Annotated in this window: 20 protein-coding genes; 12 read left to right on the top strand and 8 right to left on the bottom strand. The window is 65.7% G+C overall.

Going from position 1 to position 20,936, the window contains the following annotated elements:
- Positions 1-16: 16 nt before the first annotated feature.
- The 5 genes from NU688_RS19250 to NU688_RS19230 form a co-directional block, all read right to left on the bottom strand.
- Positions 17-928, bottom strand: coding sequence for an ABC transporter permease (locus tag NU688_RS19250; protein ID WP_206177437.1), 912 nt, complete (start codon positions 926-928; stop codon positions 17-19).
- A gap of 157 nt (positions 929-1,085) precedes the next feature.
- Positions 1,086-2,669, bottom strand: coding sequence for an ABC transporter substrate-binding protein (locus NU688_RS19245; protein ID WP_257862389.1), 1,584 nt, complete (start codon positions 2,667-2,669; stop codon positions 1,086-1,088).
- 31 nt (positions 2,670-2,700) lie between these two features.
- Complete coding sequence (locus NU688_RS19240) at positions 2,701-3,990, bottom strand: M20 aminoacylase family protein (protein ID WP_257862388.1); 1,290 nt, start codon at positions 3,988-3,990, stop codon at positions 2,701-2,703.
- Positions 3,991-3,992: 2 nt separating this feature from the next.
- Positions 3,993-4,973: an ABC transporter permease gene (locus NU688_RS19235; RefSeq protein WP_257862387.1), complete on the bottom strand. Its 981-nt coding sequence runs from the start codon at positions 4,971-4,973 to the stop codon at positions 3,993-3,995.
- A gap of 194 nt (positions 4,974-5,167) precedes the next feature.
- Positions 5,168-6,427: a porin gene (locus NU688_RS19230; protein WP_257862386.1), complete on the bottom strand. Its 1,260-nt coding sequence runs from the start codon at positions 6,425-6,427 to the stop codon at positions 5,168-5,170.
- Between the two features lie 282 nt (positions 6,428-6,709).
- Between NU688_RS19230 and coq7 the strand changes: the two genes are divergently transcribed.
- Positions 6,710-7,339: a 2-polyprenyl-3-methyl-6-methoxy-1,4-benzoquinone monooxygenase gene (gene coq7 / locus NU688_RS19225; RefSeq protein ID WP_257862423.1), complete on the top strand. Its 630-nt coding sequence runs from the start codon at positions 6,710-6,712 to the stop codon at positions 7,337-7,339.
- 13 nt (positions 7,340-7,352) lie between these two features.
- Here coq7 and NU688_RS19220 read toward each other — a convergent pair whose 3' ends face one another.
- On the bottom strand, positions 7,353-7,802 hold the full coding sequence (locus NU688_RS19220) for an OsmC family protein (protein ID WP_007834112.1): 450 nt from the start codon (positions 7,800-7,802) through the stop codon (positions 7,353-7,355).
- Between the two features lie 271 nt (positions 7,803-8,073).
- Here NU688_RS19220 and NU688_RS19215 point away from each other — a divergent pair, with 271 nt between their 5' ends.
- Complete coding sequence (locus NU688_RS19215; protein WP_257862422.1) at positions 8,074-9,336, top strand: porin; 1,263 nt, start codon at positions 8,074-8,076, stop codon at positions 9,334-9,336.
- A gap of 94 nt (positions 9,337-9,430) precedes the next feature.
- On the opposite strand, the gene NU688_RS19210 is transcribed toward NU688_RS19215, so the two are convergent.
- Positions 9,431-10,561 carry a hypothetical protein gene (locus tag NU688_RS19210; RefSeq protein WP_257862385.1) on the bottom strand — a complete coding sequence of 377 codons (1,131 nt, stop codon included), beginning with the start codon at positions 10,559-10,561 and terminating at the stop codon, positions 9,431-9,433.
- Positions 10,562-10,611: 50 nt separating this feature from the next.
- On the opposite strand from NU688_RS19210, the gene ilvA reads away from it, so the two are divergent.
- Entirely contained in the window at positions 10,612-12,228 is a 1,617-nt protein-coding gene (ilvA, locus tag NU688_RS19205) for a threonine ammonia-lyase, biosynthetic (RefSeq protein WP_257862384.1), read from the top strand.
- 68 nt (positions 12,229-12,296) lie between these two features.
- On the opposite strand, the gene NU688_RS19200 is transcribed toward ilvA, so the two are convergent.
- Entirely contained in the window at positions 12,297-12,914 is a 618-nt protein-coding gene (locus NU688_RS19200; protein WP_257862383.1) for a type II secretion system protein N, read from the bottom strand.
- A gap of 49 nt (positions 12,915-12,963) precedes the next feature.
- Between NU688_RS19200 and gspG the strand changes: the two genes are divergently transcribed.
- From gspG to gspD, 9 genes are all read left to right on the top strand, one after another.
- Positions 12,964-13,404 (top strand): type II secretion system major pseudopilin GspG, encoded by a 441-nt coding sequence (gene gspG, locus NU688_RS19195; protein ID WP_013539627.1) that lies wholly within the window; start codon positions 12,964-12,966, stop codon positions 13,402-13,404.
- Complete coding sequence (locus tag NU688_RS19190) at positions 13,379-13,855, top strand: prepilin-type N-terminal cleavage/methylation domain-containing protein (protein WP_257862382.1); 477 nt, start codon at positions 13,379-13,381, stop codon at positions 13,853-13,855. Before gspG ends, NU688_RS19190 begins: the two co-directional genes overlap by 26 nt.
- Complete coding sequence (gene gspI / locus NU688_RS19185; RefSeq protein ID WP_257862381.1) at positions 13,852-14,235, top strand: type II secretion system minor pseudopilin GspI; 384 nt, start codon at positions 13,852-13,854, stop codon at positions 14,233-14,235. The genes NU688_RS19190 and gspI overlap by 4 nt, the downstream gene beginning before the upstream one ends.
- Complete coding sequence (locus NU688_RS19180) at positions 14,235-14,924, top strand: type II secretion system protein J (RefSeq protein ID WP_257862380.1); 690 nt, start codon at positions 14,235-14,237, stop codon at positions 14,922-14,924. The genes gspI and NU688_RS19180 overlap by 1 nt, the downstream gene beginning before the upstream one ends.
- Positions 14,921-15,925, top strand: coding sequence for a type II secretion system minor pseudopilin GspK (gspK, locus tag NU688_RS19175; protein WP_257862379.1), 1,005 nt, complete (start codon positions 14,921-14,923; stop codon positions 15,923-15,925). Before NU688_RS19180 ends, gspK begins: the two co-directional genes overlap by 4 nt.
- Before the next feature lie 127 nt (positions 15,926-16,052).
- Entirely contained in the window at positions 16,053-17,264 is a 1,212-nt protein-coding gene (gene gspL / locus NU688_RS19170; RefSeq protein ID WP_257862378.1) for a type II secretion system protein GspL, read from the top strand.
- Positions 17,261-17,806 (top strand): type II secretion system protein M, encoded by a 546-nt coding sequence (locus NU688_RS19165; RefSeq protein ID WP_257862377.1) that lies wholly within the window; start codon positions 17,261-17,263, stop codon positions 17,804-17,806. The genes gspL and NU688_RS19165 overlap by 4 nt, the downstream gene beginning before the upstream one ends.
- A 10-nt stretch (positions 17,807-17,816) precedes the next feature.
- On the top strand, positions 17,817-18,626 hold the full coding sequence (gspN, locus tag NU688_RS19160; protein ID WP_257862376.1) for a type II secretion system protein N: 810 nt from the start codon (positions 17,817-17,819) through the stop codon (positions 18,624-18,626).
- A gap of 2 nt (positions 18,627-18,628) precedes the next feature.
- Positions 18,629-20,935, top strand: coding sequence for a type II secretion system secretin GspD (gspD, locus tag NU688_RS19155; RefSeq protein ID WP_257862375.1), 2,307 nt, complete (start codon positions 18,629-18,631; stop codon positions 20,933-20,935).
- Position 20,936: the final 1 nt, after the last annotated feature.

The raw sequence follows: 20,936 nt of genomic DNA, 5'->3' as shown, positions 1-20,936 counted from the left end.
CGTTCTCCTTTTCTCTTCAGCGCAGGCGCGGATTGAGCGCGTCGCGCAGCCAGTCGCCGAGCAGGTTCACGCTGAGCGCGATCAGCACCAGCATCAGGCCCGGGAACACCGTGATCCACCACTCACCCGAGAACAGGTACTGGTTGCCGATGCTGATGAGCGTGCCCAGCGAGGGCGAGGTCGGCGGCACGCCGACGCCGAGGAACGAGAGCGTGGCCTCTGTGATGATCGCGGTCGCGACCTGGATGGTGGCCAGCACCATCACCGGCCCCATCACGTTGGGCAGCACATGGCGCAGCATGATGCGAATCGGCGCAACGCCGGTGACGCGCGCGGCCTGCACGTATTCCTTGTTGCGCTCCACCAGCGTGGAGCCGCGCACCGTGCGCGCGTACTGCACCCAGCCCGTGAGCGAGATGGAAATGATCAGCACCCCGAAGGCGAGCGACTCGTGCGCGCCCGGAAAGAGCGCGCGGCCGACGCCGGCGATGAGCAGCGCGACCAGGATGGGAGGGAACGACAGCATCACATCGCACACGCGCATGAGGAACGAATCGAGCCAGCCGCCGAGAAAGCCGGCCAGCAGGCCGAACACCACGCCGACGACGACCGAGAGCACGACGGAAACCACGCCCACGATCATCGAGATGCGCGCGCCGTAGATGACGGCCGAGAGGATGTCCCGGCCCTGGTCATCGGTGCCGAGCAGGTACTTGGCAGAACCCTCGGCGCTCCATGCGGGCGGCAGGCGGGCATCGCCGAGTTCGAGCGTCGCGAGGTCGAAGGGGTTGTGCGGCGACACCCATCCGGCGAACGCCGCGCAGAACAGGCAGACGAGCGCGATCAGTGCCGCCACCATTGCCACCGGCGAGGTGCGGAAGCTGTAGCCGACGTCGCTGTCGAGCCAGCGGGCAAGAGTTTTTTTCATTGCCGGGCCGCCCCAAGATGAAAAACGGCCCCCTCGGGGGGCAGCGGACCTTGCGCAGCAAGGGGAGCGTGGGGGTTAATTTTCATCGTGAATCAAAAGGAATGGGCCCGCAAGAAGCGGGCCCATGGTCAGGCCGCCGTGACGGCCCTCGTGGCGATCAGGGCTTGACGCTCATCCACTTGAAGTACATGAAATTGTCGGCCAGCTGCACCAGCTCGACCTTCTTGCTCACGCCCCACGCCAACGACTGCTGATGCAGCGGCAGCGTGCCGATGTCGTCCGCATGCAGCTTGAAGGCTTCCTTGATCAGCTCGTTGCGCTTGGTCTTGTCGCTCTCGGACTGGATCTTCTTGGTCAGCTCGTCCAGCTTGGGATTGCAGTACGCACCCAGGTTGAACTGGCCCGTGCCCTTGTCGTCGGGGCAGGCGGTGAGCGAGCTCAGCGCGTTGTGCGAGTCGTAGGTGGTCGGGGTCCAGCCCAGCATGTAGAAGCTGGTGTCGCGGCGCAGGATCTTGGGGAAGTAGGTGCCCTTGGTCTCGGCGGCCAGGTTGATCTTGACGTTGATGCGCGCGAGGTTGGCGGCCACGCTCTGGCAGATCTGGCCGTCGTTCACGTAGCGGTCGTTCGGGCAGTTCATCGTCACTTCGAAGCCGCTCGCGTAGCCGGCTTCGGCCATGAGCTTCTTGGCGGCTTCGACGTCGTAGGGCAGGCGCTTGTCCTGCTCGGCGCTCCAGCCGTTGATGCCGGGGCCGACCAGAAGGCCGGTGGGCCGCGAAGCGCCGCGCATCACAGTGCGCTGGATGCCGGCGATGTCGATGGCCTGGTAGAAGGCCTGGCGAACGCGCTTGTCCTTGAACGGGTTCTTGCCCTTGATGTTGGAGTACAGCAGCTCGTCGCGCTTCTGGTCCATGCCCAGGAAGATGGTGCGCAGCTCGGGGCCGGTGATGACGCGGGCATTGGGCGCGGCGTTGATGCGGGCGATGTCCTGCACGGGCACCGGCTCCATCACGTCGACTTCGCCCGAGACCAGCGCGGCCACGCGGGTGGCAGGGTTGGCGATGGGGGTGAAGACGATCTCTTGCGCGTTGCCTTCGATCTTGCCCCAGTAGGTGCCGTTGCGCGTGAACACGGTACGCACGTTCGGCTGGCGCTCGCGTACGCGGAACGGGCCGGTGCCGTTGGCCTTGAACGAGGCGGTGTTCTCGATGCCCTTGCGGCGGTCGACCGGCTTGGTGGCCTGGTTTTCCTCGCACCACTTCTTGCTCATGATCATGGTGAGCGAGATCACGTCGGGCAGGATCGGGAAGGGGCCGTTGGTCTCGATCTCGATGGCGAGGTCGCCGACCTTGCGCACGGCCTTGATGTCGCTCAGCGTGGCGCGCAAGTCGGAGCCGTCGCCCTGGGCGCGCGCGAAGCTGAACACCACATCGTCGGCGGTGAACGGCGTGCCGTCATGGAACACCACGCCCTTGCGCAGTTCGAAGCGCCAGACGTTCGGCGAGGTCTGCTTCCAGCTGGTGGCCAGGAGTGGCGCGAGGCTCAGGTCCTTGTTGCGCCCCACGAGGGTTTCATAGACGTTGGCGGTGACGCTCAACTGCAGCGACTCGTTGAGCGAGTGCGGGTCGAGCGACAGCGCGTCGCCCTGGTTCGCGATCCGGATGGTCTGCGCGCTCGCGACCAGGCTGGCGGCGCCCAGGGCGCACAGGACGGCGACCGCGGCCGCTTTCTTCTTGAAACTCATGGGAACACTCCTCGGGTTGAAATCGAACACATCACGACGCCGCGGTGGCGGCTGCTTTCCCTGGCTGCGTGCCGCGGGTAGCGGCAAGCGGCATGCCCTGCTCGACCAGCCCCGCGTGCAACGCGGCGCCGAGCGGCAGGATCTCGTCGTTGAAGTCGTAGCGGCTGTTGTGCAGGAAGGCGCCTTCGCGCACGTCCTGGCCGATGCGCAGGTACGCGCCCGCCTTTTTCTGCAGCATGAAAGAGAAGTCTTCGGCGCCCATGCTGGGCTCCATGCTGCGCTCGACATTCTTGGCACCCACCAGCGACTCGGCCACGTCGGCCGCGAACATCGCCTCGGGCGCGGTGTTGATGGTGGCCGGGTAGATGCGCTCGTACTTGATGGCGGCGGTGGCGCCGAAGCCGCCGGCAATCGCCGTGCAGAGCTCGGTCAGGCGCTGCTCGACCTGGGCCTGCACCCGCGCGCTGAAGGTGCGCACCGTGCCGACCAGCGTGGCCTCGCCCGGAATCACGCTCATCGCGCCGAGGTCGCCCGCCTGCACCGCGCAGATGCTGACGACGGCCGCGTCGATGGGGCGCACGTTGCGCGAGACGATGGTCTGGGCGGCTGTGATGATGTGCGCGGCGACCACCACCGGGTCGACGGTCTGGTAGGCATGCGCGCCGTGGCCGCCCTTGCCCTTGATCTCGATCGTGATGCGGTCGGCCGCGGCCATCATCGCGCCGCGGTTGATGCCGACGGTGCCGGCCGGCATCGCGGGCCAGTTGTGCATCGCGTAGACCGCGTTGACCGGGAAACGATCGAACAGGCCGTCCTCGATCATCACGCGCGCGCCGGCGAAGCCTTCCTCGCCGGGCTGGAAGATCAGCACGGCGGTGCCGTCGAAATCGCGCGTTTCGGCGAGGTAGCGCGCGGCGCCGACCAGCATCGCGGTGTGGCCGTCGTGGCCGCAGCCGTGCATCAGGCCGTCGTTGGCGGAGCGCCAGCCGAAGCTGTTGTCCTCGCGCATGGGGAGCGCGTCCATGTCGGCGCGCAGGCCGATCATGCGGCCGCTGGCGGTCGACTTGCCGCGGATCACGCCGACCACGCCGGTCTTGCCAATGCCCTCATGGATCTCGTCGACGCCGCAGGCGCGTAGCGCCTCGCGCACGCGGCCGGCTGTGTAGACCTCTTCGAAGCCGAGCTCGGGGTGTGCATGCAGGTCACGGCGGAAGGCCGTGAGCTCGGGATAGAAGCTTGCGATGTTCGCGAAGGCCCTGCCGGATGCCTGGAGGCGCGGAGCCGATGCAGTGGTGCCGGTGGAAGAAGCTGTTGCTCTCATGTTCAATGCCCTCCCGCCTTGCCGACGCGCAGACGCGGATCGACCACGAAATAAAGCAGGTCGACCACGAGGTTGATCACCACGAAGATCAGCGCGATGAGGCACAGGTAGGCGGCCATCACCGGGATGTCGGCGAAGGTCACGGCCTGGATGAACAGGAGGCCCATGCCGGGCCACTGGAACACCGACTCGGTGATGATGGCAAAGGCGATCAGGCCGCCGAGTTGCAGGCCGGTGATGGTCATCACCGGCACCAGCGTGTTCTTGAGGGCGTGTCCGAAATGGATCGCGCGGTTCGACAGGCCCCGGGCGCGCGCGAACTTGATGTAGTCGGTGCGCAGCACCTCGAGCATCTCGGCACGCACCAGCCGCATGATCAGCGTGAGCTGGAAGATCGCGAGCGTCACCGCCGGCAGCACGATGTGGTGCCAGCCGTCGGCGCTGAAGAGACCGCTGGTCCACCAGCCGAACTTCACGGTGTCGCCTCGGCCAAAGCTCGGGAACCAGCCCAGCGTGACCGCGAAGACGAGGATCAGCAGGATGCCGATCAGGAAGGTGGGCAGCGACACGCCGAGCAGCGAGACCGTCATGAACACCTGACTCATGAAAGTGCCGCGGCGCAGAGCGGTGTAGACGCCCATCGGGATGCCAACGAAGAGCGCCAGCACGGCCGCGACGAGCGCCAGTTCGAGCGTGGCCGGAAAGCGCTCGCCGATCAGGCGCGAGACCTTGGCGCCCTGGCGCAGGCTCAGGCCGAACTCGCCCTGGGCCGCATTGACGAGGAAATGCCAGAACTGCACGAAGAAGGGCTTGTCGAGCCCCAAGCCAGCGCGCAATTCACGGATCTGCTCGGGCTTGGCATCCTGGCCCAGCAGGAACACGACGGGGTCGCCGACGTATTGAAACAAGAGGAAGGCAATGAACGCGACCGCGATCATCACGATCACGGCCTGGATCAGGCGGCGCAGTACAAAGGCAATCATTAGCAAACAAAGTGATCGGGCATGCTAGCAGTGCAAGGTGCGTGCCCGCACGGGAGTTCCCCGGGGGTGCACACACATGGTGCTCATTGCCAACACCTCGTTCCTTGCGACGCCGGAACGAAAAAAAGCCACCCGACTTGCGTCGGGTGGCTTTTGAGCTTTTGGCTTCGAAGCTGGCTTACGCCAGCGTCAAATCAGAAAGCGTGACGGATACCGAAGTCGTAGCCGGTAGCGGTCTTCGGGGTCAGGCCGCCGGTGGTCACGAAGCCAGGACCGCCAGTGGTCAGCGAGGCGCCGTTCTTGTTGCTGATACGAGCAACAGTTGCGTACAGAGCCGTGCGCTTCGACAGGTTGTGCACGTAGCCGATTGCCAGCTTGTTGGCCTTCGGGTCAGCAACACGCGGTTGGAACAGCACGTCAGCTTGGTTCAGGTCGTACTTGACAGCCGAGTACGAAGCGCGGATCAGGCCAGCACCGACCGGCACGGTCACGCCGAGCAGGTAACCGGTGAGGTCAGTGTCAGGCGTGCGAACCAGGGGTTCGTTTTCGTAGTCGTCCTTCTTCTTCGAACGCGAGAACTCACCGAAGAGCTTCACGGGACCGAAGTCATACGAAGCGCCGAGGTTGAACGTGTTGACCTTGCTGGTCACGCCAGCGTAGAACTGGTCGCCAACGGTGCTGCTGCCATAGGCTGCTGCGACGTCCAGAGGACCGTTTGCGTAGCCGAAACGACCACCGATGTAACGGCCAGCGCGCGAGTTGTTCGCAACGTTAGGCGTAGCGGTGCCCGGGCTGTACTTGGTCTTTTCGCTGAACGAGTACTGCAGTTGGCCGTAGAAACCGCCCAGGTTCGGGGGCAGGAAGTAGGCGATGTTGTTGCTGGTGCGGGTGTAGTTGCTACCACCGACGTCCGTGATCTGGGGCGTGTTCACCAGAGGCGTCTTTGCAGCGCCGTAGCCGTTGAAAGAAGCGAAACCAGACGAAGCTGCGAAGACCAGGTTGGTGCCGACGCCGTTGGTGCCGAACGGATCGAACACGGTGTCGTTCCAGAACGTGGCAGAGTAGTCACGACCCAGACGCAGTTCACCGAAACCACCCGACAGGCTCACGGTCGAACGACGAGCGAACGTCGAAACACCGCCTTGGCCGTCGTCATTGGTGATCGGGGCTTCGAGCCAGAAGCTGGCTGCCAGACCACCGCCGAGGTCTTCCGTGCCACGGAAGCCCAGACGGCTGGAGTTGTAACCGGAATTGGCCAGTTCGCGACGGCTTGCCTTGATGCTGCCCTTGTTCACGTAGAACGGGTTAGCGAGGGTCGCACCATTCAGGTCACGCGAGGTGGCCGAGTAGCCGCTGATCGACGCGTCGACCACACCGAACAGCGTGACGGACGACTGAGCCGAGGCAACACCGGCAACAGCCAGGGCAGCCAGAGCAACTAGAGATTTTTTCATTGCAAGTTTCTCCAAGGTTAAACATAGGGCTCCGGTGCGAAGGGCTCACCGTGACTGGCACTTTTGTGCTCCCACCGGACCCCGGGCCAACCTCCTTTTGGGAAGTTGATGCTATTGCACCAGAGCCGCTGCGGCAGGGCAAAACAAATCGCCCGAAATCTTGGATGGCTCCCGCGTTTCGTTGCAGTCCTGCAACAAAGGACTTAGCCCGTCCGCCGCACCACAATGCGGAACAACGACGTAACTTTTTGCAGCACTTTCGAGGTGCGTTTAAATAAGCGCATGACGCTCTCGCTTGACCCCGTCCTCACCGCAGCAGATGCGGCATTGCGCACCCTTTTTGCCCGCCCCCATGCCACACGGGCCACGCCCATTCCGTCCCAGGCGCCCGGCGAAATGGACGAAAAGGAGCGCCGCCATGCCGGTGCGTTGATGCGAGTCAACCATGTCGGGGAAGTCTGCGCACAGGCGCTTTACACCGCCCAGGCCGCCGTGGCGCGCGATCCGGGCCTGCGCGCCCAATTCCTTGAAGCTGCGCACGAAGAGACCGATCACCTGGCCTGGACACGGCAGCGCCTGGACGAGCTGGGCGATCGGCCTTCCCTGTTGAATCCGCTCTGGTATGCCGGAGCTTTCGGCCTTGGCCTCGTCGCCGGCCGCCTGGGGGATCCCTGGAGCCTGGGTTTCGTGGCCGAGACCGAGCGTCAGGTGGAGGCCCATCTCGACAGCCATCTGGATCGGCTCCCACCATCTGACAGCGCCTCCCGGGCCGTGGTGGAGCAGATGAAGTTCGACGAGGCGCGCCATGCGGCGCAGGCCGTCGATGCCGGTGCTGCGGAACTCCCGTCGCCGGTCAAGGCCCTGATGCGCCTGGCCTCGCGCTTGATGACCACCGTGGCGCACCGGATCTAGAAAGCCCTCAGCCTTAGGTTTCGATCAGGTCGAAGCTGGTGGTGATCTCGGCGGTCTTCGCCAGCATGATGCTGGCCGAACAGTAGGTTTCATGGCTCAGCGCAATCGCGCGCTCCACCGCGGAGGCCGGAATCCCCTTGCCGGCCACGGTGAAATGCATGTGGATCTTGGTAAAGACCTTGGGGTCCTTTTCCGCGCGCTCACTGGTCAGCTTGACGCTGCAACGCTCAACGCGATGGCGGCCCCTCTTCAATATCAGCACGACGTCATACGCGGTGCAGCCGCCCGTGCCTGCAAGCACCGTCTCCATCGGCCTCGCGGCGAGGTTCTGGCCGCCGTTCTCCGGCTTGGCCGCATCGGGCGCGCCGTCCATCATCAGGACATGGCCGCTGCCGGTCTCGGCGACAAAGCCCATGGCCGAACGCGTTCCCGCGTCGCCGGTCCAACTCACTGTGCATTCCATGGTTCTTCTGATTCCAGTCAGGATGCCCGGCAAAAACGCACGTTGGCATCGGATTTGTGTGGGAAAAGCATCACTCGCTTGTTGCAACGCAACAAACAGTCGATATACTTTATTTCATCGCGCATACGTTTGCGCCCACAGTTGTCTCCTCCACCCTTCCAATTGGTGGATTTAGCCCCGAGCTGCAAAGCTCGGGGCTTTTTTCTTTCCCGATCGCCCGGCGCGCTACCGGCATCCCAACTCTAGTTTTCGTCCCGAAAGGGCAGCTGCTCTGGCTGCCCTGGCTGTTGCCGGTGTTGCCTCGGCTCAGTCGTCCGTCACGCTGTTCGGTGTGGTCGACGCGTCGATCAGCGGCTACTCGGCCACCTCGCGTGACCTGAACAATGGCGTCACGTACGTCAACGGTTTCCCGGTCAGCAACCCGTTTTACGTGAACCGGGGTAGCGTCAAAGTCAGCAAACGCGCTCTGGCCAGCTCGGGCTACAACGGCAGTCGTCTGGGCTTCCGCGGCACCGAAGACCTCGGTGGCGGCCTGGCAGCCAGTTTCTGGCTCGAAGCTCCGATTACCAATGACGACGGCGCCACCGGTGTTGCATCTTTCAAGCGTCGCTCGACTGTGAGCCTGTCTGGCGGTTTCGGCGAAGTTCGCCTCGGTCGCGACTACACCCCGACCTTCTGGAACGACACCGTGTTCGATCCGTTCGGTACCAACGGCGTTGGCACCAACCTGATCAACACCGCCCACGGCTACAACACTGCGAGCTTTGGTGCCAAAGACACCGGCGGCTTCGGCGGCAACACGAACTACGACCGCGCAAGCAATTCGATCGGCTATTTCCTGCCGCCGAACCTCGGGGGCTTCTACGGTCAGGTGATGTATGCCTTCCATGAGCAGGCGAAAGTCAAGTCCGACTCGGCGGCCCTGACTAATGCGTTCTACAAGGACAACAACACGGCGCGCGCCGGTCGTTATGTCGGCGGCCGCTTCGGTTACGCCAACGGTCCCCTGGACATCGCACTCGCCTACGGCAGCAGCACCACTGGCGATCAGTATCAAGCTGGCATCACCAACAAGGTGAACACGTTCAACCTCGGCGCTTCGTATGACTTCGGTCCGGTGAAGCTCTTCGGTGAATTCTCGAAGGCCAAGAACAAGGTCGACTATGAAACCCAGCAATTCAACATCGTCGATCGTGTCAATGGAACCGATCTGACGGGCTACCTGCTCGGCGTGACTGTTCCGGTTGGTGCGGGCCTGATTCGCGCTTCGTACTCGGCGGTCAAGTACGACAACAACCAACCTGACGTGCTGTTCCAGCCGCGCATCGCTGACCCAAAGGCCAGCAAGCTGGCCATCGGCTACGTGCACAACCTGTCGAGGCGCACGGCTCTGTACGCAACAGTTGCTCGCATCAGCAACAAGAATGGTGCAGCTCTGACGACGGGCGGTCCGGCCTTCTTCGAGACCAAGAACGGCGTGTTCACCCCGAAGACTTCGACCGGCTACGACTTCGGCATCCGTCACGCGTTCTGATCCGCAGGTCTTGATTCCCATGCTGGCTCACGCCAGTTCGAATCGGCAAAGCCTCAAGCTGCCCAGCCCACGCTGGGCGGCTTTTTGCCTTTTCTCAGCTCATCCGACCACGCCTGCTTTGCAGCAGTCCCACATTCATTTCTCCGCTCAAGACGGATGCGTAGAAACGCTCGATCATGTTGACGCTCGTTCGCGCATTGCGCGCCAGGGTCAGCATGTCGATGCCTTGCCCATACAAAAGCCGCAACGTGATCGCAGTGTGTCGCAGGCAATAAAGGGTTCTCGATTGACCCAACGGCCCCTTTTCAAGACCGGTCTTCTCGAGCACCCAATGAAAGAAGAAGTTGAGCACTGCGAGAGCATGTTCACGATTCTTCAACTGAGGCAGAAAAATATAGTCCTCTGCGGCGCCGAATCCGTGTTCACGGCGACAAGCGAGCAGACATTCATAGACCCGCACAGCCGGACGCAAGCTCACGATGGGCTGGCTGTGCCGCTTGGTCTCCGGCAGATTCATTCGCAGGTAGACGTGCTTGCCGCGCACGACCTCGATGTGCTTGTGCTTCATGAGCTTGATGTCGCTCGGACGAACGAAGGTGTTAACCATCCAGCGAATCAGCCAAGGCAGCTCGTTCGGCATCACGAGAAGTTCACGTGCAATCCAGAAGCGCTCGCCCGAGCTCAGCCTGTCGAGCACTGGATGCGAATGTCCTCGCAAGCTGCGCGCAGTTGCAACGATCGTCCGGTATTCAGAAACACTGAAGCTTCCACGCGGCTGACTGCGCACCTTGACCTTCGGAAACAGTGGCGCCTCGCGCAGCACGCCGGTGTGCACGCCATGCATCACCACCTTTCGCAAGAGCACCAGGTACTGCGCAATCGTCGTGCTGGTGAAACCCTGCTCACCAAGGTGATCGATCAGTCGCTGCACATCGGATGTAGCAAGCGACTGGGCAGGCAAATCGCCCAGCAGCGGAACGATGTGCGCACGCAATCTGTTGCCCATCACTTGCCATGTGGCGCGTCCGATTTCTCCTCGCTGAACGCGCGCCGCTTCGGCTTGCATCAGTCCCTTCGAAAGGTCACTGACAAAAACTGATAACAAATTTTGTTCGAACGTAATTTCATTTGCAGGCGTATGAATTGCGGAATAGGTGCGCGCAAAAAAACCGGAATCATTTGCTGCTGGCACGCTATTGAAGAGGGTTATGACATTTGTGTCCATGTCATATCTCGCAAGCAATCTCGATACCATTTATCATCACGGGTAAACAAATGAAAACTCCCTTGGAAAAAACTACGCACACGGCATCTGTACCGGCGCAATTGACGCCCGCCGACTATCTCAGAAAAATTCTCAACGCCCGGGTTTACGACGTTGCTGTCGAGTCCGCGCTCGAGAAGGCGCGCGCACTCAGTGAGCGTCTTGGAAATACCGTATTGCTCAAGCGCGAAGACCAGCAACCGGTATTCAGCTTCAAACTTCGCGGCGCATATAACAAGATGGCGCATTTGAGCGCTGGGCAGTTGGCAAGTGGCGTGATCTGTGCATCGGCCGGCAATCACGCCCAAGGCGTCGCGCTCGGCGCGCGCAAGCTAGGCACCCGTGCAGTGATCGTCATGCCGGTCACCACGCCCAAACTGAAGATCGATGCCGTGCGCGGATTCGGCGGCGAAATCGTCCTGCACGGCGACAGTTATTCCGATGCTTATCTGTATGCGCTTGAATTGCAGAAACAGCAGAACCTGACATTCGTCCATCCCTTCGATGATCCGGACGTCATCGCGGGCCAGGGCACCATCGCCATGGAAATCCTGCGGCAGCACCAAGGTCCGCTCGATGCGGTCTTCGTCGCGATCGGCGGCGGTGGCTTGATCTCCGGCGTGGCCAACTACATCAAGGCCGTGCGTCCCGAGATCAAGGTGATCGGCGTTCAGATGAACGACTCCGACGCAATGATGCAATCGGTCGCCGCCCGCCAACGCGTGAACCTGCCCGACGTGGGCCTGTTCTCCGACGGCACCGCCGTCAAGCTGGTCGGCGAGGAAACTTTCCGCATCGCCAGCGAACTGGTCGACGAATACATCGCCGTCGATACCGATGCCGTTTGCGCCGCCATCAAGGACGTCTTCGTCGACACGCGCAGCATCGTGGAGCCCGCGGGCGCGTTGGCCGTGGCGGCGATCAAGCAGTACGTGGCCGGACACGGTCGCCGCGGCGAGACCTACGCGGCCATCCTGTGCGGCGCCAACATGAACTTCGACCGGCTGCGCTTCGTGGCCGAGCGCGCCGAGGTCGGCGAAGAACGCGAGGCGCTGTTCGCCGTCACGATCCCAGAAGAGCGCGGCAGCTTCCGCCGCTTCTGCGAACTGGTCAGCGAGCTGCCTGCGAGCGATGCCGAGGAATCGGGATCGACCGGCGGCGCATTGCGCAACGTGACCGAGTTCAACTACCGCATCAGCGACGCGGCCAAGGCGCACGTGTTCGTTGGCCTCACGACATCGGCGCGCGGTGAATCGGCCACCATCGCCCGAAGCTTCATCGACCACGGTTTCGACGCGCTCGACCTCACGCACGACGAGCTCGCCAAGGAACATCTGCGGCACCTGGTCGGCGGGCGCACCGGCCTCGCGCACGACGAGCGCCTGCTGCGCTTTGTGTTCCCCGAGCGTCCCGGCGCGCTGCTCAAGTTCCTGAGCCTGATGCGGCCGAACTGGAACATCAGCCTCTTCCACTACCGCAACCAGGGCGCCGACTACGGCCGCATCCTGGTGGGGCTGCAGGTGCCGGCGGGCGACGCCGCGGCCTTCGATGCGTTCCTCGAAAACCTGGGCTATCCCTACGTCGAGGAAACGGCCAATCCGGCCTACCGGCTGTTCCTGCAGGCCTGAGGCACGGCCCTTGCAACCAACGAAAAAGCCGGCGCGAAGCCGGCTTTTTCATGGGCGTTGCATTGCCGCTATTGCGCAGCGACTGGCGCCTGCCCTTGCGGCTGTTGCGCCGCCTCGGTCGGGGGCGGCATCACCACGGCGGGCATGGTGGACGGCAACATCCCGGCCGACCTCTGCGCCGGCACCGGTGCGGGCGACACGCCAGAGATCGGCGGCGGCGGCAGCCCCACGCCGATCGGCGCGCGCACCGGCAGCTGCAGCGTGAACGCCGGCGGTCCGTCTACTTGTGCGCCGAGCGTCGCCGCGCGCACGCCCACCGACTGCAGCACGTAGTTGTCGCCGACGCGCGAGCCGACGCGGAACGGCTTGGGCGGCTTGCCGTCGATGGCGATCAGCGCAGCGCCCTGGTTCGACGGATCGGCGACCACGCCCACCAGCGCGAAGCGGCTGGCCGCCTCGGGGGCTGCGGGCGCCGCGGCCTGCGCGGACACCACGCCGAGCAAACGCCCGACCGCCTCGGCATCCGCCGTGACCGAAGGCCGCGGCATCGCGGCCGCAGCGGCCACGGCATCGGCCGGCGAGGAGAGGCGCAGGGCCCAGAACACCGCAGCGCCAGCGGCCAGCGCCCAAAGCCCCGTTGTTGCAAGTGGGGCATGCCAGCGGGCAGCGGAGTAAGGACTTGTCATGGGCGCGGATTATCATGCAGCGCGCTTTCCGAATCATGTCGCCCAACCTATGAACAAATTCCTTCGTGCCGCTTCCCGGACCGCCCAGCGCGGCTTCACGCTGATCGAACTGATGGTGGTGCTGGTCATCATCGGCGTGCTCGCCGCGCTGATCGTGCCGAACGTGATCGAGCGTGCCGACGACGCCCGCGTGACGGCCGCCCGCACCGACATCAACAACCTGATGCAGGCGCTCAAGCTCTACCGCCTGGACAACCAGCGCTACCCGACCGCCGAGCAGGGCCTGCAGTCGCTGCTGACGCGCCCCACCGTGGGCCCGGCCGCTCCGAACTGGAAGCCCTACGTCGAGAAGCTGCCCAACGACCCCTGGGGCCACCCCTACCAGTACATGAACCCGGGCATCAAGGGCGAAATCGACGTGCTCTCGTTCGGCGCTGATGGACAGAACGGCGGCGAGGGCAAGAATGCCGACATCGGCAGTTGGCAATAGCAGCAAGGGCAGCACGGCGCGCGGCTTCACGCTGCTCGAGCTGATCATCGTGATCGCGATCATCGCGATCGCCACCGCCAGCGTGAGCTTTGCCATGCGCGACACCAACGCGGCCAAGCTCGACCGCGAAGCCGACCGGCTCGCCGCGCTCCTCGAATCGGCCCGCGCCCAGTCGCGGGCCAGCGGCGTCGCCGTGCGGTGGCGCCCTGTCGAAGGCAGCTTCGTGTTCGATGGCCTCCCGGCCGACGCCATCCCCAGCGGCTGGGTCGCCGAAGGCATCACCGCCCAGGCCGCGCTCGGCAACGGCACGCTGGTTCCCGCGCTGCAGCTCGGGCCCGATCCGATCATCGCGGCGCAGCAGATCACGCTCTATTCCGCCGGCCCGCCCGCGCGCGCGCTGCGCATCGCCACCGACGGCCTGCGGCCCTTCACCGTCTTCCCCGTGCCATGAGATTGCGGCGCCGAAAAAGGGCATGGGCCTCCAGCGGTTTCACGCTGATCGAAGTGCTGATCGCGCTGGGCATCGTCGCGCTCGCGTTGGCCGCGGGTTCGCAGGCCACGATGTCGCTCACGCGCAATGCGCTGCGCCAGTCCGACCTGGTGCTGGCCGACCTGTGCGCGGAAAACGAACTCGCCAAGGCCCGCCTCGCGCGCCAGATGCCGGCCGTGGGCGACTCGGGCTCGATCTGCGTGCAGGCGGGCGCCTCGTTCAACGTGACGACCTCGACCGTTCCCACGCTCAATCCGAACTTCCGGCGCGTCGATGTGCAGGTGCGCGATGAAGGCGACTTGCCGATCCTGCGCATCTCGACCGTGGTGGGACGCTACTGATGAAGACGAAGAAGACATCGCGCGGCTTCACGCTGATCGAACTGCTCGTCGCTATCTCGGTGATGGCCCTGCTCTCGCTTGTGAGCTGGCGCGGGCTGGACAGCATGTCGCGCGCCACCACGCAGAACCAGCAGCGCGCCGACGCCATCCTGACCCTGCAGGCCACGCTCGCCCAATGGGGCGCCGACCTCGACGCCGTGACCTCGATCGCGCAGACCCGCCCCATCGACTGGGACGGCAACGTGCTGCGGCTCACGCGCCGCGGCAGCGATCCGATGGCGCCCAGCATGCAGGTGGTGGCCTGGATCCTGCGGCCGGGCGCCGAAGGCCCGCGCTGGCAGCGCTGGCAGTCGCAGTCCTTCACCACGCGCGGCGAATGGCAGCAGGCCTGGAACCTCGCGGCCTCCTGGGCGCAGGATGGCGGCGCACAAGGCGGTGGCTACAACGACGTGGTGCTGATGCCCGCCAGCGGCTGGCAGCTCTATTACTTCCGCGACAACAACTGGACGCCCGCGAGTTCGCTGCCCACGACACCCACCACGCCGGTCAATCCGGCCAACCCCGCGGGCCCGATCGTCACCATGCCCGATGGCGTACGCCTGGTGATCAGCCTGCCGCCCGGCGACGGGTTGTCGGGCACGCTCACACGCGATTGGGTCAAGCCGATCGTGGGGGGCGCGCGGTCATGAGGAAGCACGCTCCCGCATTCATGCGCCGCGCACGCCGCCAGTCCGGTGCCGCGCTGCTCGCGGCGATGCTGACAGTGATGCTCGTCGCCACCTTCTCCGCGGCCGCGCTGTGGCAGCAATGGCGCGCGGCCGAGGTCGAAGGCGCCGAGCGCGCGCGCGTGCAGGCGGCCTGGGTGCTGATCGGCGCGCTCGACTGGTCGCGGCTGATCCTTGCCGAGGACGGCCGTGCCGGCGGCCCCGACCACCTGGGCGAACCGTGGGCGGTGCCGCTCGAAGAGGTCCGGCTCACCAGCTTCCTGTCGGCAGAGAAGAACGTGGCAAGCGACAACCTCGAAGGCCTCCCTGACGCCTTTCTCTCGGGCCGCATCGTCGATGCGCAGTCCAAGCTCAATGTGCTGTCGCTGGTCGATGCGGGCAAGCCGGTGCCGGCCAGCGTCGCCACCTTCACCCGGCTCTTCACCCTGCTGGGCCTGCCGGCCTCGGAGCTCAGCCTGATGACGACCGGACTCGTCAGGGCGCTGTCCACCGGCACCGACGAAGCCTCCGGCGGCGGCGATGCGAGCAATGCGCCCTTGATGCCGCAGGAGGTCTCGCAACTGGTGTGGCTCGGGCTCTCGCCTTCGACCGCCGCGGCCATCGAACCCTACGTGACCGTCCTGCCGGTCAAGACCACCCTGAACCTCAACACCGCGAGCGCCGAAGCCATCAGCGCCAGCATGGAGAACCTGCCGATCGCCAGCGCGCGGCAGTTGGTGGAAAAGCGCACCCGCTCCTTCTTCAAGACCATCGACGAGGCCAACCAGGGGCTGCCCAGCGAAGGCTCCCGCTTCAACGCAGCCCAGCACGGCGTGGGCACCCAGTACTTCGAGGTCTACGGGCGCCTCCGCCTGGACCGCACCTGGGTCGAAGAGCATTCGCTCCTGCAACGCAACGGTGTCACCGTGACGACTGTCTGGCGCACCCGCGGCGCCGGCGCAACGACCACTCCGGCTAAACCCTGAGTACCGTTGACATATATTGATCAAAAAGCCTTATAACGCCCGTCACATCTGTCAACTACGCTATTCAAATAATAGCAATTGACTGTCAGACGCCCTCCTACAATCACCGGCTTTTCCGACCACCTCCATGACCCCGCTGCTGCTCATTGCCCCTCTGCCTCCGGCCGACGCCGCGGGTGAGTACGACTGGGCCCAGGCCGGCGACGACGGCATTGCATTGCGCGACCAGGGCCGTGCGCTGCTGGCGCTGCTGCCTTCGGGCAGCGAAGTCACGCTCGGCATTCCTTCCGCGGCCCTGTCGTGGCACCGCGTCACGCTGCCCAAGGGCAGCATGGGCAGCGCGTCGAAGCTGCGCGCCGTGCTCGACGGCCTGCTCGAAGAACACCTGCTCGACGACCCCGAGGCCCTGCACTTCGCGCTCGAGCCCGACGCGAAGGCCGGCGCCCCCGTGTGGGTGGCGGCGTGCAACCGCATCTGGCTGCGCAGCATCGTGCAGGGGCTCGAAGCGGCCGGGCGCCGCGTGGTGCGCATCGTCCCCGAATTCGCACCGCAGGCCGCAGACGGCCCGCCGCTCCTGCAGGTCACCGGCGAACCCGAAGCCCCGCAGCTCACCGTCTGCGATGCCGACGGCGTGGTCTCGCTGCCGCTGGCCGGCGCCGGGCTCGCGCTCTCGGGCAGCCTGCCGCTGGACACCGCCGTCATCACCACCGAGCCTGCGGTCGCCGAGGCCGCCGAGCACCTGCTGGAGCGCCGCGTGCCGATCGTGCAGGCGCCGCAGCGCTGGCTCAACGCCGCGCGCACGCCGTGGGAGCTTGCGCAGTTCGATCTCGCCGCAACGGGCCGCGCGCGCGCCGGCAAGAAATTCGCCTCCGTGCTGCAGACGCTGCGCTACGCGCCCGAATGGCGCGCCGCGCGCTGGGGCATCGTCGTGCTGCTGCTGACGCAATTGATCGGCCTCAACGCCTGGGCCTGGAAGGAGCGCAGCGCGCTCGAGTCCAAGCGCCAGGCCGCCAAGACCATCCTCACCCAGACCTTTCCCTCGGTGAAGATCGTGATCGACCCGCAACTGCAGATGACCCGCGAAGTCGCGGCGCTGCAGCAGGCCGTGGGCGACGTGGCCGCAACCGATTTCGAACCCATGGTCGGCGCGCTCGCCACCAACCTTCCACCCGGCCGCACGCCGTCGGCCGTCGACTACACCGGCGGCCAGCTGCGCCTGCGCGGCCTCGGGCTGCAACCGTCGGAGGTCTCGCAGATCACCGGCGCGATGGCGCCGCGCGGCTACAGCGTGCGCACCGAGGGCGATCTGCTGCTCGTGCAGGCCGAGGCCACCCGATGAACTTCAGCGAACAACTCAAGGCCCGTTGGGCCGCCCTCGAAACGCGCGAGCGCCAGATGGTCGGCGCGGCCATCGCGCTCGTGGCACTGGCCTTGCTTTGGTGGGTTGCGCTCGCCCCCGCGTTGCGCACGCTGGCCGCGGCCCCGGCCGAACACGCGCAGCTCGATGCGCAACTGCAGCAGATGGCCACCTTGCAGAACCGCGCGAAGGCGCTGCAGTCGCAGCCCCGGCTCGCCCGCGACGACGCGCTGCGCTCCCTCGAAACCTCGGTGCGCGAAGGCCTCGGCGTCAACAACGCGCAGCTCATGACGGCCGGCGGCGATGGCGCCACCGTCACACTGCGCGCCACGCCCGCCAGTACGGTCGCCCAATGGCTCGCGCAGGCGCGCGGCAACGCCCATGCGGTGCCGCGCGAAGTGCATCTGACGCGCGCTCCCGTCGCTCCGCCAGCCACGCCGACGCCCGCCAGCAAGGACGCGCCGCAGCTCCCGCAAGTCCGCTGGGAGGGCACGGTCGTGATGGCGCTGCCCGCCCCCCGATGAACAGCCCGGCATGGTGACGCGCGCCCCTCTCTCCTCGCTTTCCGAGTCGAAGCCGCGACGCGGCTGGCGCTGGGCCCTCCTCGGCATCGTCATCGGCGCGGTGCTGGCGGTGGTGCTGTTCGCGCCCGCGCGCTGGCTTGCCTCGGCGCTGTCGAACTGGAGCCAGGGCCGGCTGCTGCTGGTCAATCCGCGCGGCACGGTGTGGAACGGCGCGGCCGCCGTGGTGTTTGCCAGCGGTGCCGGCGGCGCGCAGGCCGTCTCGCTGCCCGGCCTCCTGCACTGGCGCCTGCGGCCGAGCTTCAGCGGCATCTTCGCCTCGCTCGACCTGCCCTGCTGCGCCCCTCGCCCGCTCGAACTCAAGGCCAGCCCGCGCGGCAACGGCATGCAGGTCGACTGGCAGGACGGCCGCTCGCGCTGGCCCGCCACGATGCTCACCGGCCTCGGCGCCCCGTGGAACACGCTCAAGCTCGACGGCGCGCTCGACCTCTCCACCAAGGCCTTCTCGCTGCAATGGGACGGCCCCGTGCTGCGCATCGCGGGCCAGGCCACGCTCGACGCCACCGACGTTTCTTCCAGCCTGTCGACCCTGCGGCCGATGGGCAGCTACCGGCTCTCGCTCGAAGGCGGCAACAGCCCCACGCTCCTGCTCAGCACGCGCGAAGGCAGCCTGCAACTGAACGGCAGCGGCAGCTGGAACGGCACCGCCTTCCGCTTCAACGGCGAAGCCAGTGCCGCGGCCGGCCGCGAAGACGCTCTTTCCAATTTGTTGAACATCATCGGACGGCGCGACAACGCGCGTTCGATCATCACCCTGGGTTGATCATGATGAAGCCACTGTCCACGCCCGGCGCCCGCCTCGGCATCGTCGCACTCGCGGCGCGCCTGCTGATCGCGGCGTCCTTCCTGCAGGTCGTGCCGCCCGCCTTCGCGCAGGGCGAAGCACCGCGCCGCGGCGAGCCGATCACGCTCAACTTCTCCAACGCCGACATCGAGGCCGTGGCCCGCACCATGGCGGTGGTCACCGGTCGCGACGTGGTGGTCGATCCGCGCGTCAAGGGCACGATGAACCTGGTCACCGACCGGGCCATCCAGCCGGCCGCCGCCTTCAACCAGTTCGCCTCGGCACTGCGCCTGCAGGGCTTTGCGGTGGTGGAGGCCGACGGCCTCTACAAGGTGGTGCCCGAGGCCGATGCCAAGCTGCAGAGCAGCACCGTGAACACCTCGATCGGCGCCACCGCGTCCTCGGGCAGCAACCAGATCGTCACGCAGATCTTTCGGCTCAACTACGAGTCGCCCAACAGCCTGCTGCCGGTGCTGCGCCCGCTGATTCCGCCGAATAACACCATCAACGTGAACCCGGGCAACAACTCGCTCGTGATCACCGACTACGCCGACAACATGCGCCGTCTCGCGCGCATCATCGCGGCGCTCGACGTGCCCAACGCGTCCGATATCGAGATCATCCAGCTCAAGCACTCGGTCGCGAGCGACCTGCTGCCGCTGGTGCAGCGGCTGGTCGACGGCAGCGGTTCGGGCGCGGCACCGGGGGCTGCACCGGGCGCGGTCGATGCGTCGTTCCGCACCACGCTGCTGGCCGATCCGCGCAGCAACTCGCTGATCCTGCGCGCCGCCAATCCGGCGCGCGCGCAGCTGGTTCGCACGCTGGTCGAGAAGCTCGACCGCCCGCCCGTGGACAGCAGCAACGGTCTGGCCGGCAACATCTACGTGGTCTACCTGAAGAACGCCGATGCGGTGCGGCTCGCGGCCACGCTGCGTGCTGCGATGGCGGCGAATCAGCAGTCCACGCCGGGCACGCCCGGTGCCGCGGGCGGCGGTGGCGGCAGCCCCGCGCCGCAGCAAACCAGCTTCCAGCCCAACAACCAGAACAGCCTGAGCGGCAGCGGGCAAAGCGGCTCGCCGGCCGCCAATGCACCGCTCAACAACGCCAACCAGCCGTCGACCGGCGGGCAGATCCAGGCCGACCCGTCGACCAACTCGCTGATCATCACGGCGCCCGAGCCGCAGTACCGGCAGATGCGCGCGGTGATCGACAAGCTCGACGGCCGGCGTGCACAGGTGATGATCGAGGCGCTGATCGTGGAGGTGAGTGACACCGCGGCTGCCAAGTTCGGCGTGCAATGGCAAAGCGCGCTGGGCGGCAATGCCGTGCTCGGCACCAACTCCACCGTCGCGGGTTCCAGCATCCTGGCGCTCACGCAAGCATTGGCCACGCGCAACGCGGCCGGCATTCAGCTGCCGGCGGGCCTGAACCTCGGCATCGCCGGCAAGGTCGGCGGCCAGTACATCCTGGGCGCGATCGCCAGCTTCTTCGACAGCGACAAGGACGCCAACGTGCTGTCCAAGCCCAACCTGCTGACGCTGGACAACGAAGAGGCCAAGATCGTCATCGGCCAGAACGTGCCCTTTCCCTCGGGCTCGTACGCCAGTTCCGGGGGCGCGGTGGGTGTGAATCCATTCACCACGGTCGAACGCAAGGACGTGGGTCTCACCTTGCGCGTGCGCCCGACCATCAACGAGAACGGCACCGTCAAGCTGACGATCTTCCAGGAGACCTCCACGGTCGATCCAAACAGCATCAACAACGTGAACGGCCCCACCACCAGCAAGCGCTCCATCGAGTCGAGCGTGCTGGTGGAAGACGGTGGCCTCGTCATGCTGGGCGGCCTGCTCTCGGACACCTACAACAACACGGTCGAGAAGGTCCCGCTTGCCGGCGACATTCCTGTGCTCGGCAACCTGTTCAAGAGCCAGGCCCGCTCGCGCGAAAAAATCAACCTCATGATGTTCCTGCGTCCGGCGGTTATGCGCGACGGCAACGCGACCGAGGCCTTTGCCTTCGACCGCTACGACGAGATCCGCGGCATGCAGCAACGCACACAGCCTGACCCATCCAACGTGATGCTGCGCGCCGTGGACGGCGCCAACGTGCTGCCCGAGCTCCCGCCACGTGCAGCCGACACCGGCCGGCAGAGGGAATCCCGCCTCCAGGGCACGCAGCTCATTCCGCCGCCGCAGCCGGCGACCGACCCCCGCAAGCTCGCCCCCAGCCCCCTGCGCGGCGCCCTGCCCCCCACCGACGACCCGATCAGCGCCCGCGAACTGCCTTGAT

It is taken from the genome of Variovorax sp. ZS18.2.2, from assembly GCF_024701975.1.
Taxonomy (GTDB): domain Bacteria; phylum Pseudomonadota; class Gammaproteobacteria; order Burkholderiales; family Burkholderiaceae_C; genus Variovorax.
The sequence above is the reverse complement of the archived record's forward strand: the minus strand, read 5'-3'. Positions and strand labels throughout refer to the sequence as shown.